Annotated in this window: 10 protein-coding genes; 6 read left to right on the forward strand and 4 right to left on the reverse strand. The window is 66.8% G+C overall.

Annotated elements, in window-relative coordinates; translation table 11 throughout:
- The first annotated feature begins 104 nt into the window (after positions 1–104).
- The 5 genes from VGG47_RS14820 to VGG47_RS14840 are packed head-to-tail and all read left to right on the forward strand — an operon-like array spanning position 105 to position 5239.
- Positions 105–1055: a bifunctional riboflavin kinase/FAD synthetase gene (locus VGG47_RS14820; RefSeq protein WP_331539925.1), complete on the forward strand. Its 951-nt coding sequence runs from the start codon at positions 105–107 to the stop codon at positions 1053–1055.
- A complete protein-coding gene (ileS, locus tag VGG47_RS14825; protein WP_331539927.1) occupies positions 1052–3808 on the forward strand; it encodes an isoleucine--tRNA ligase in 2757 nt (918 codons plus the stop codon). Before VGG47_RS14820 ends, ileS begins: the two co-directional genes overlap by 4 nt.
- On the forward strand, positions 3808–4296 hold the full coding sequence (gene lspA / locus VGG47_RS14830; protein ID WP_331539929.1) for a signal peptidase II: 489 nt from the start codon (positions 3808–3810) through the stop codon (positions 4294–4296). The genes ileS and lspA overlap by 1 nt, the downstream gene beginning before the upstream one ends.
- A 9-nt stretch (positions 4297–4305) precedes the next feature.
- The gene (locus VGG47_RS14835; RefSeq protein ID WP_331539931.1) at positions 4306–4863 is read left to right on the forward strand and encodes a DUF3035 domain-containing protein; all 558 of its coding nucleotides are present in this window, start codon (positions 4306–4308) and stop codon (positions 4861–4863) included.
- Positions 4864–4879: 16 nt separating this feature from the next.
- Positions 4880–5239 carry a copper resistance CopC family protein gene (locus VGG47_RS14840; protein WP_331539933.1) on the forward strand — a complete coding sequence of 120 codons (360 nt, stop codon included), beginning with the start codon at positions 4880–4882 and terminating at the stop codon, positions 5237–5239.
- Between the two features lie 94 nt (positions 5240–5333).
- On the opposite strand, the gene VGG47_RS14845 is transcribed toward VGG47_RS14840, so the two are convergent.
- The 4 genes from VGG47_RS14845 to argH are packed head-to-tail and all read right to left on the reverse strand — an operon-like array spanning position 5334 to position 10435.
- Complete coding sequence (locus VGG47_RS14845; RefSeq protein ID WP_331539935.1) at positions 5334–7577, reverse strand: DUF4175 family protein; 2244 nt, start codon at positions 7575–7577, stop codon at positions 5334–5336.
- Entirely contained in the window at positions 7574–8905 is a 1332-nt protein-coding gene (gene lysA, locus VGG47_RS14850) for a diaminopimelate decarboxylase (RefSeq protein ID WP_331539937.1), read from the reverse strand. The genes VGG47_RS14845 and lysA overlap by 4 nt, the downstream gene beginning before the upstream one ends.
- A 1-nt stretch (position 8906) precedes the next feature.
- Positions 8907–9032, reverse strand: coding sequence for a hypothetical protein (locus tag VGG47_RS14855; RefSeq protein ID WP_331539939.1), 126 nt, complete (start codon positions 9030–9032; stop codon positions 8907–8909).
- Complete coding sequence (gene argH / locus VGG47_RS14860) at positions 9029–10435, reverse strand: argininosuccinate lyase (protein WP_331539941.1); 1407 nt, start codon at positions 10433–10435, stop codon at positions 9029–9031. Before argH ends, VGG47_RS14855 begins: the two co-directional genes overlap by 4 nt.
- On the opposite strand from argH, the gene VGG47_RS14865 reads away from it, so the two are divergent.
- Positions 10425–10927, forward strand: a 503-nt coding sequence (locus VGG47_RS14865) for a TlpA disulfide reductase family protein (RefSeq protein ID WP_331539943.1), incomplete at its 3' end; no start/stop codon positions are given. The two genes, argH and VGG47_RS14865, sit on opposite strands and share 11 nt — an antisense overlap.

Genomic DNA, 10927 nt, shown 5'->3' on the forward strand with positions numbered 1-10927 from the left:
CCATGGCCCAGATTAATAAAGTTTTTTTGCTACTTTTTGTTCACAAAAAGTAGCCTTCCCTTTCTCGGCTTGACCTGCGGCGAAGCGTTGGGCCCTTTGGGGCCATGAAAATTTTTTCCGATTGGCTTGGGCTGCCGGCGGCGGCGCAAGGGGCGGCGGTGGCGCTGGGCAATTTCGACGGTGTGCATCTCGGCCATGCCGGGGTCGTCCGGGCAGCGCGCGCCGCGCGGCCTGGTGCGCCGCTCGCGGTGCTGACCTTCGAGCCGCATCCGCGTAGCTTTTTTCGCCCGCAGGATCCGCCCTTTCGCCTCACCTTGAGCGCCGAGCGTGCCGCCGCGCTCGAAGCTCTGGGCGTGGATCTGCTCTATGAGCTGCCGTTCGACGCCGCCTTCTCGCATATCAGCGGGGAAGACTTCATCGACCGGGTGCTGCATGCGGGCCTGCGGGCCGTGCATCTCGCCTGCGGCGGGGATTTTGCCTTCGGCCACCGGCGGGGTGGCGATGTCGGCATGCTCATCCGCCGTGCCGGCGCGCTCGGCATGGGGCTGACGGTGGTGCCGCCCATCGCGGACGCGCAGGGGCCGATCTCCTCCACGCGCATCCGCCGCTTGCTGCAGGACGGCTATCCCGAGCACGCCGCCGCTCTGCTGGGGCGCAACCACACCATCCGCGGCATGGTGGCGCATGGCGACAAAAGGGGGCGGACCATCGGCTTTCCCACCGCCAATATTCCGCTCGGCGAGCATCTTGAGCCGGCGCGCGGCGTGTATGCCATCACGGCCCGTTTGCCGGATGGCAGTACGGTGAAGGGGGTGGCGAATATCGGCCTGCGCCCGACCGTCGGCGGCAAGGAGTCCCGGCTGGAGGCGCATCTGTTCGACTTCGCGGGCGACCTCTACGACGCAGAGCTGACCGTGGCGCTGCATGCGTTTTTGCGCGAGGAGCGCAAATTCGAGACGTTCGGCGCGCTGAAGGCGCAAATCATCGCCGATGCCGGCGCCGCGCGCGCGCTGCTTGACAGCCAGCCAAAACCCGCCAATCCCCTAGCGCCATGAGCGATTCTAAGGCCGATTACAAATCCACCGTGTTTCTTCCGACCACGGCGTTCCCGATGCGCGGCGAACTGCCCAGGCGCGAGCCCGAGATGCTGCGCCGCTGGGAGGAGATGGGCTTGTGGGAGAAGCTGCGCGCAGACTCTCGCGGAAAACCCAGCTTCATCCTGCATGACGGGCCGCCTTACGCGAACGGCAATTTGCATATCGGCCATGCGCTGAACAAGATCCACAAGGATGTGATCAACCGCGCGCAGCAGATGTCCGGCCGTGACGCCAACTACATCCCCGGCTGGGACTGCCACGGCCTGCCGATCGAATGGAAGATCGAGGAGCAGTATCGCAAGAAGAACAAGGACAAGGACGAGGTTCCGGTTCTGGAATTTCGCAAGGAATGCCGTGAATACGCGCAGCATTGGCTGGCCGTGCAGGCCGAGGAGTTCAAGCGCCTAGGCGTCGCCGGCGATTGGGCGAACCGCTACGCCACCATGGATTTCGAATCGGAAGCGCGCATTGCCGGCGAGATCGGCAAGTTTCTGCTCAACGGCGCGCTGTATCGCGGCTTGCGTCCGGTGATGTGGAGCCCGGTGGAGAAGACCGCTTTGGCCGAGGCCGAGGTCGAATATTACGACAAGAAGGACACCGCGATTTACGTGCGGTTCCCCAGCACCGCGACGGAAGGCGAGCTGGCGGGGGCTTCCATCGTCATCTGGACCACCACGCCCTGGACCATTCCGGGCAATCGCGGCCTCGCCGCCGGCGCCGACTTCGATTATCTGCGCCTCCGTGTTGACGCGGTCGCCGAGGGTAGCCTGGCCATGCCGGGCGAGACGCTGATCGTCGCCCAAGCGTTGCTCGAAGATTTCCTGAAAGTCGTCGGCATCACCGCGCATACGGCGTTGAGCACGTTCAAGGGCGCGGCGCTGGAGGGGGCCAAATTCCGCCACCCGCTGGCCAGTCAGGATTCTGGCTTCGACTTCGAAGTGCCGTTGATGCTCGGTGATTTCGTCACGACCGAGGCCGGCACCGGCATCGTGCACATGGCGCCCGGCCATGGCGAAGACGACTTCTTCCTCTGCCGCGCGCATGGCATCGCCGTGCCCGACACGGTGCAGGGTGACGGCACTTATTACCCCTCGATGCCCCTCTTCGCGGGCGTCCATGTGTACAAGGCGGCCGACCCGGTCTGTGCCGCCTTGAGCGCCGCCGGCACGCTGCTGCATCGCGAGGAGTTCATGCACTCCTACCCGCATTCCTGGCGCTCGAAGGCGCCGCTGATCTACCGCGCCACGCCGAACTGGTTCATCCGCATGGATGGGGAAGAGCATATCCGCGAGAGCGCCCTGGCGGCGATCGACGCGACCAGGTTCGTGCCCGAAATCGGCCGCAACCGCATCCGCTCGATGGTCGAATCCCGGCCGGACTGGTGCATCTCCCGCCAGCGCGCCTGGGGCGTGCCGATCCCGATCTTCGTGCACAAGACCACGCATGAGCCGTTGCGTGACCCGGCGGTGATGGAGCGGGTGTTAGAGCTCTTCACTGCGGAGGGCGCGGATGCCTGGTATGCCCGCCCGGCGCAGGATTTTCTCGGGCCCGAGCACAAGGCTGATGACTACGAGCAGATTTTCGACATCGTCGATGTCTGGTTCGAATCCGGCTCGACGCATGCGTTCGTGCTGGAAGCGCGCGGTCTGCCGACCCCGGCTGATCTCTATCTCGAAGGCTCGGACCAGCATCGCGGCTGGTTCCAGGCTTCGCTGCTGGAATCCGTCGGCACGCGCGGCCGGGCGCCCTTTAAGACGATTGTGACCGACGGGTTCGTGCTCGACGAGCAGGGGCGGAAAATGTCGAAGTCGCTCGGCAATGTCACCGCCCCGCAGGAGGTCAACGACAAATACGGCGCGGACATCCTGCGCCTCTGGGTGATGAACTCGGACACCTCCGAGGATTTGCGCATCGGCCCGGAAATTCTCAAACAGCAAGCGGAATTGTACCGCCGCCTGCGCAACAGCCTGCGCTGGATTCTCGGCTCGCTGGACGGGTTTTCCGAGGCCGAACGGGTGCCGGAACAGGACTTCCCGGCGCTGGAAAAATTCCTGCTGCACCGGCTGTGGGAGCTGAACGCGAAAATTGCCGGTGCGATGGAGACCCATGACTGGACCGGGGTGTATCCGGCGCTGCATCATTTCTGCGCCACCGATCTCTCGGCCTTCTATTTCGATATCCGCAAGGATTCCCTGTATTGCGACCGGCCGGATTCGCTGCGCCGTCGCGCCAGCCGGAGTTTTCTGGACATTCTGTTCCGCGCGCTCACGGCCTGGCTGGCACCGGTGCTGCCGTTCACGGCGGAGGAGGCGTGGTGCGCCCGCTTTGGCGACGAGCTTTCGGTGCATCTCACGCAGTTCCCCACGATTCCGGAGACCTGGCGGAACGACGCGCTGGCCGAGGATTGGGCGAAAATCCGCGAATACCGGGCTGGTGTGACCGGCGCGATCGAGGTGATGCGCAAGGACAAGCAGATCGGTTCCTCGCTCCAGGCGGAAGCCATTCTCTCAACCGAGGCGAAGGCGCTTCTGGGCGATGCCGAGACCTGGGCAGAAATTTGCATTTCCTCTACGGCCGTGTTCGGTGCGCAAAACACCGCCGCCCTCGCGCCGGGCGAAAAATGCGAACGCTGCTGGCGCGTGCTGCCGGAAGTGGGAGCGGACCAGAAACATCCGACGCTGTGCCGCCGCTGCTGCGAGGCAATGGGATAATGGACCGCCGCGTCGCCGGGTATCTGCTGGCTCTGATTGTGCTCGCCGCGGACCAGGGGGTAAAATACTGGGTGCTGCACGGGCTGCATTTGCAGGACGGGCATCTGCTGGTGGTGCTGCCGGTGGTGAACTTCGTGCTGGTCTGGAATCACGGCATCACGTTCGGGATGTTCGCGGGGGACGGGGCCAAACTGCTGCTCGCCACGGTCGCCTCCGCCGTCATCATCGCGCTGTGCGTCTGGCTGTGGCGGAGCAAGAACTGGGTGAGCGTGCTGGCGATCGGCGCGATCACCGGCGGGGCCATCGGCAATGTCGCGGACCGGCTGCGTTACGGCGCGGTGGTGGATTTTATCCAGGCGCATATTGGCGGGGTGTATTTTCCCTGGGTCTTCAATGTTGGCGATTCCGCGATCTGCTGCGGGGTTGCTGTGCTGATGCTGGAAAACCTCCTGCGCCGCCCAGTTGCGGCCAGCGACGGGCAGAGATAGGAAAGCGCTATGACAACAAGATTCGCCGCTGCCGGCTGCACCATCGTTCTCGCGCTCGCTCTGACCGGTTGCAGCAATGCGACGCAGAAAGAGTTTGGCCTGGTGGCCAATCCACCCGACGCGTTCCAGGTCGGCACCCAGGCGCCGTTGTCGCTGCCGCCTGAGCTTGGCCAGCTGCCGGCGCCCAATCCCGGCCAGCCGCGGCCCCAGCAGGTGGATGCCGCGAAGGCGGGCGCCGAGGTGCTCGATCCCGAGAACGCGCTGACCCCTGCTCCCACCGTCGCCAGCCCCGGTGCGCAGGCGCTGCTGCAGCAGGCCGGCCCCACCCCGCCGACCGGTATCCGCGCCCAGGTCAACCAGAACGCGCTGGTCGCCAGCAAGCCGCCGGGCTTCGTCTCGTCGCTGATGGGGAACAGCCCCACCCCGTCCCCGACGGTGAATGCGCCGGCCGAGGAGCGCCGCTTGCAGGAGAACGAGGCGCTGGGCCACCCGGTGACGCAGGGGGCCTCGCCGCAGAACAGCAATACCAGTCCGACCTTCCTGGACCGGCTGGCGAACTTATTCTGAGTTGGGGATGCGGCCAATGACGTTTCGCGCTCTCTGCCTTGCGCCGGTGCTGGCGATGCTGGCTGCCGCACCCGCTTTGGCGAATACCAAGCTGGTGCTGGCACAGCCCGGCCCGCGATCGGTCGTCGCCTTGCCGCTGCGCGTGCTGGTGCTGTCCTTCAGCGCGCCGGTGGACGTGGCCTTTTCCGACGTCACCATCACCGATTCCCAGGGCGATCCGATCGCCGCCGCACGGCCGCAGGCGGTTGCCGGGCAGCCTTTCGAGCTCGCCGTGCCGGTGAATATCACCCATGGTGGGCGCTACACCGTGACCTGGCAGGTTTCCGCCTATGCCCAGCACACCACCGGCCACTACAGCTTCACGGTGACGCAGTAGGCTCTGGGCCTGAGGCTGTGTCGGCGCCAACGCCCATAGCCCAGCATAAAAAAAGTTTTTGCGCCGCTTTTTTCAAAAAGCGGCTGCTTCCTTCTCACTGATCAGGCGTCAGCAGCCGCCGCAGATAATGATGTGTCGCAGCCGGAAGGGCCGGGTCGGCATCGCGCTTGATGATTTCCTGCTCGATCGCATCGGCGGGGTTGCGGCGTTGGAAGCCGAGATCGGGGACGGCGTTGTCGTCGTTGGAGCCGTTCTGGCTGTCGCCGAAACCGTGCGCGCCGGGCATGCCGCCATTGGCGTCAAGCGACAGGCTCTGCTGCATGCTGCGTTGCAGCGCCGCCGCGGCCTGCTGAAGATTCCGGATCGCGGCCGATTCCGCCGATTGTGCGCCTCCCTTATCCTGCCGGCTGAGGGCCGACTGCGCCGCCTGCATGGCCCCTCCCGCCTGGCCCAGGCCCGGCAGGGGGCCGATGCCGGCTTTTTGCAGCCCGGCGCCCAGGCTTTGCAGCCCGGCGCGCAGTTGCCCCTGCTGGCCCGGCGTGGCGTTGCCTTTGGCGGTCTGGTCGAGCAGCTGCGCCTGCTTCTGCATCAGCTGGCTGAGCGCCTGCGCGCTTTGCGCCGCTGCCTGCGCCCGTGCCGCCTCGGCGGCGGACATCGGCCGCGCCGATTGCAGCGCCTGCAGTGCCGCTTGCAGCTGTTGCAACTCGGCCGCCGCCTGCTGGCTGCGCCCGGCCTGCTGGTCGGCCGCGATCTGCTGCGCCAGCCGGCTCAGCGCCGAGCTGTCGAAATTCTGCCGCATCTGCCCCTGGGGCGTGCTGGATGATTGGCTGAGGGCGGCCAGATGCTGGGCGAGGGCCTGCTGCATCGCCTGCAACAGCTGGTTCAGCGTGTTTTTGTCGGCATTGCCTTGCCGCAGGGCCTGGAGCAACGCCTGCGCGGCGCGCGCAAATGCCTGGGAGGGGGCGTAATCGGGCCCGGCTTCGATCTGCCGGATCAGCATCAGGAGACGGGCGACGGTCTGGGCCGGGCTGGCGTCGCGCAGGTGCAGTTCGGTGGCCAGCATCGCGAGTTGCACGTCCACGGCGTAGGAAATGCGGCTGGGCGGGGCTTGCGCCGCCTGCATCAGCTGCCGGGCGATGGCGGGGGCTTGTTCGGGCCTCAGCGCCAGGTTCTGCCGGGCGATGCTGAGCAGCTGCGCGGTTGCGTCGTGCAGCGGCAGCAGCGGCAGGGTCACGCTTCGCGCACCGGACACGGCCGCTCGCCCGGCGAGGTTTTTCGCCTGCAGCGTCACGTCCACGGGGAGACCGCCATAGGGGGAGTCGGAAACATCCAGCCGGGCCGTGCCCTTGCCTGTGGCGGTCGGCAATGTCGCCTCTTCCGGCAAAGCGTGGGGGTAGCCTTGCGGATGCAACGCGGCCCGCAACGAGGCCAGGCCGTAAGGGTCGCTCGCCTGCCAGGAAAGTTGCGGGGAGCCGCGCGTCAAAATGATCGGGGTGAGCGTCAGGACCGGCGCGCCCGGCGGCACGGCGGTGACGCGCCAGCGCGCCAGACGGTGCCACCACGGGCCGACGCTGATGAGGCCTGAGGCCGTCAGCACGCCGTCGGCGCGCCGGCTATGTGCGGCCAAAGTCGCAGTGGGCAGCTTGGCCCCGGCGAAGCGGATCGCATCGGCGCTGCCATTGACGATCACGGTGAGCTGGCTGCCCTGCAGCACCGTCACGTCCTGCCCTTGCGCCAGCAGCACCGGCGCCTGGCCGGTATAAGCGGGCGGCGTGATCCAGGCGCTTACCTGAGGACCGGCGAAGATCGGCCAGGTGGGGAGCGAAAGCGTGCCGGAAAACCGGGCAGGCAGGTCCGGCCCGGCGATCACCAGGCCGGTGATGAGCAGCAGCCAGAGTAGCGCGCGCAGGGAATAGGGGTCGCGCAACGCGGCCAGCGGGGCCGGCCAGCCGGTACGCGCGCCAGCCAGGGAGGCGGCTGCCCGCGCCTGGTGCACGGCCCAGATTTCCGCGCCCCAGGCGCCGTCGGTCTCGGACTCATCCTGCAATGTGAGCAGCGGCCGGTGTTTCAGGCCTGAGGCCGCCTCGATCCGGCGGTCGATTTCTTCTCCGCGCGGCGGGGTGATGCGGAAGATTTCCCAGCTGAGGGCCGCCAGGGCCAGGATGATCGCGGCGGCGAGGAGCAGAAAACTGCCGAGCCCAAAAATCACCGCCACCAGCCAGGCGGCGAGGATGCCGGCGGCGGGCATCGCCGCGTGGCAGAGTGTCTCAGTCCAAAGCACAAGAGCGGCGCGCCGCCGCAGGCGGGGCAAAAGCCTGTCGGGCGCCGCGCCGCTCATCCCGCTCCCGCCAGAGGGGGCAGAAACTCGTCTGCCCAGAGGTTTTCGATGGTCTGGCGCGGCGTGATCAAATGGAATTTGCCGGCCTCGATCAGCACCGCGGCGGCGCGGGGGCGGGCGTTATAGGTGCTGCTCATCACCGCGCCATAGGCGCCGGCATCGAGGATCGCGACGCGCGCGCCCGGTGGCATGGAAGGCAGGTCGCGGCCTGTGGCGAAGCTGTCGGCGCTCTCGCAGATCGGCCCGACCACGTCGGCCGGGGCGCGGGGGGCGCGGAGCTGCACCGCCGAGACCGGCAGGATGCCGTGCCAGGCATCGTACATCGCCGGGCGCATCAGGTCGTTCATCGCCGCGTCCAGCACGACGAAACGTTTGGCGCCCTGCTTTTCCAGGATCACCGAGGCGAGCAGCAGCCCGGCCGGGCCGACCAGATAGCGGCCGGGTTCCATCAGCAGTTCCACGTCCAGACCGCCGACCTCTTTCTTCACCACGCTGGCGAAGGCGGCCAGCGAAATCCCCGGCTCGTCGCCATAGCCGATGCCGAGCCCGCCGCCGAGATCGAGCACCGATATTTCTGCTCCGGCGGCGCGTAGGCTGCGCACCATCTCCGCCGCTTTGGCATAAGCGGCAGCGTAAGGTGCGGGCGAGAGGATCTGGCTGCCGATGTGCAAAGCGAGGCCGACCGGCTGGATGCCGGGCAGGGTCGCCGCATGGGCGTAGAGGTGCAAAATATCCTGGGCCGGGATGCCGAACTTGTTGTCGGCGAGTCCGGTGGTGATTTTTTCATGGGTGCCGGCATCGACATCCGGGTTCATGCGCAGCGCCACGCGGGCGGTGCGCCCGGAGGCGGTGGCGATGGCGGAAATCATCTCCAGCTCTTCGGCGCTCTCGACATTGATCTGCCCGAGCCCGGCGGCGATCGCCGCCGCCAGTTCCGGCGCCGATTTGCCGACACCGGAGAACACCACATCGGCGGCCGGGACGCCGGCCTGTTGCGTGCGTAAAAATTCGCCGAGGCTGACCACGTCGGCGCCGGCGCCGAGGGTTTGGTACAGGCCGAGAATGGCCAGATGGTCGTTGGCCTTCACCGCGTAATGGATGTGCACGTCGAGCCCGGCCTCCGCCAACGCGGCGGCCAAAGCGCGATAGCGGGCGCGCAGCGTGCCGGCGCCGTACACCCAGCAGGGCGTGCCATGCGCATCGGCGATGGCATGCAGCGGCACGCCCTCGAAGCACAGCCCGTCTTGGGCGTGCATGGCCAGGGCCGGACGCGAGGCCAGCAGGTCGTCGAGTTCGGGATCGGCAGTCATCGGTTGCGCGAGAGCCATGTCAGTTCGCCGGATAGACGTGGGGATAGATGATGTCCGCCGCCGGGCCGGGCTGGGTGTTCGCCCCGCGCCGCCCGCAGCCGGACAGCGCCAGACAGAGGGCGAGCGCAATCAAGCAAGTCTTCATGACAGTTGGTCCAGCCATTTCTGCGCCGCGCGGGCGACATTGCCGGGAGCGGTGCCGCCATAGCTTACGCGCGAGGCGACCGAGGCTTCAACCGTCAATACGTTGAACAGCTCGGCGGTGATGCGCGGTTCGACGCCCTGCATTTCCGCCAGGCTCAGCCCGGCGAGGTCGAGCTTTTTCTGCTCCGCCAGCCGGACGATCTGCCCGGTGACGTGATGCGCGTCGCGGAAGGGCATTTTCAGCACCCGCACCAGCCAGTCGGCGAGATCGGTGGCGGTGGAGAAGCCGGAGCCGGCCAGCTCGGCCATGCGCGTGGTGTCGGCATCCATGTCGCGCACCATGCCGGCGGTGGCGGCGAGGCAGAGGGAGATTGCCGCGGTGGCGTCGAACACCGGCTCCTTGTCCTCCTGCATGTCCTTGGCATAGGCCATCGGCAGGCCCTTCATCACCATCAACAGGCCGACCAGCGCGCCGGTGATGCGCCCGGTTTTGGCGCGGGTCAGCTCGGCGGCGTCGGGGTTGCGCTTTTGCGGCATGATCGAGGAGCCGGTGGTGAAGGCGTCCGACAGCTTGATCAGGCTGTAGGGCGACGAACACCAGATGATGACCTCTTCCGCGAAGCGCGAGAGATGCATCGCCAGGATCGACAGGGCGGACAGATATTCCAGCGCGAAATCGCGGTCGGAGACGGAGTCCAGCGAATTCGCGGTCGGCCGGTCGAAGCCCAGCGCCGCGGCGGTGGCGTTGCGGTCGATGGGGAAGGAGGTGCCGGCGAGTGCCGCGGCGCCGAGCGGGCATTCGTTCAACCGCGCGCGGGCGTCGCGCAGGCGGCCGGCATCGCGGTTCAGCATTTCCACGTAAGCGAGCAGATGATGCCCGAACGTGACCGGCTGCGCGGTTTGCAGATGGGTGAAGCCCGGCATCACGCTGCCCGCATGGTCGGCGGCGCGGGTGGCGAAGGCGCGCATCAGATCCTGGATTTGCAGGAGCAGATTGTCGATCGCGCCACGCACATAGAGGCGGAAATCGGTCGCCACCTGGTCGTTGCGGCTGCGCGCGGTGTGCAGGCGGCGGGCGGCGTCGCCGATCCGTTCGGTCAGCCGCACCTCGATATTGGTGTGGATGTCTTCCAGCGCGTCGGCAAAGGCGAAGGTGCCGGCTTCGATCTCGCCGGCGATCGCGGAGAGGCCGCTATTGATCGCCGCGGCGTCGTTGGCGCTGATGATGCCCTGAGCGGCCAGCATCGCCGCATGGGCGCGGCTGCCGGCGATATCCTCGGCCCAGAGCTTGGCATCGAATCCAATAGAGACGTTAATGGCTTGCATCACCGCATCGGGTCCGGCACCAAACCGTCCGCCCCATTGCAGTTGCTGAGAAAGTGGAGTGTTGCTCTTGTCAGTCAAACCGTCGCGCCCATTCCTGCTGTCCCGCCGATCCCTCATCGCCGGTGCTTCAGGATTAGCCCTCGCCGGGGGCTTGGGCAATTCCGCCGTTGCGCAAATTGCCGAGGGCGATCTGCCGGACGCCGCCGCGGCGCTGACGCAGGTGATGCCGACCGCAGCACCGAAGCTGCGCTTCACCGACACCACGGGGCGGCAGTTGACCTTGCAGAATTACCACGGGCACACGTTGGTGGTGAATCTCTGGGCCACCTGGTGCGGCCCCTGTATCGCGGAAATCCCCAGTTTCGCCGCGCTGGCGCAGCACTTGAAAGACAGCGGCGTGTTGATTCTGCCGATTTCGATCGATTTGACCGGGGCGGCCGTGGTGCGGCCGTTCTTTGCCCGGCACGGCATCCGCAACCTGCCGATCTTGTTGAACCAGGATGGCAGCGACATGCAGGTTCTGGACTCGAATGGCATTCCGGTGAGCGTGGTGATCGACCCGCACGGCCG

This window comes from Acidocella sp., from assembly GCF_036489515.1.
In the GTDB taxonomy this organism is placed as follows: domain Bacteria; phylum Pseudomonadota; class Alphaproteobacteria; order Acetobacterales; family Acetobacteraceae; genus Acidocella.

Excerpts from the sequence above, each read along its gene's own strand:
- VGG47_RS14820 (WP_331539925.1), top strand. The coding sequence starts at position 105 with ATGAAAATTTTTTCCGATTGGCTTGGGCTGCCGGCGGCGGCGCAAGGG.
- ileS (WP_331539927.1), top strand. The coding sequence starts at position 1,052 with ATGAGCGATTCTAAGGCCGATTACAAATCCACCGTGTTTCTTCCGACC.
- lspA (WP_331539929.1), top strand. The coding sequence starts at position 3,808 with ATGGACCGCCGCGTCGCCGGGTATCTGCTGGCTCTGATTGTGCTCGCC.
- VGG47_RS14835 (WP_331539931.1), top strand. The coding sequence starts at position 4,306 with ATGACAACAAGATTCGCCGCTGCCGGCTGCACCATCGTTCTCGCGCTC.
- VGG47_RS14840 (WP_331539933.1), top strand. The coding sequence starts at position 4,880 with ATGACGTTTCGCGCTCTCTGCCTTGCGCCGGTGCTGGCGATGCTGGCT.
- VGG47_RS14845 (WP_331539935.1), bottom strand. The coding sequence starts at position 7,577 with ATGAGCGGCGCGGCGCCCGACAGGCTTTTGCCCCGCCTGCGGCGGCGC.
- lysA (WP_331539937.1), bottom strand. The coding sequence starts at position 8,905 with ATGGCTCTCGCGCAACCGATGACTGCCGATCCCGAACTCGACGACCTG.
- VGG47_RS14855 (WP_331539939.1), bottom strand. The coding sequence starts at position 9,032 with ATGAAGACTTGCTTGATTGCGCTCGCCCTCTGTCTGGCGCTGTCCGGC.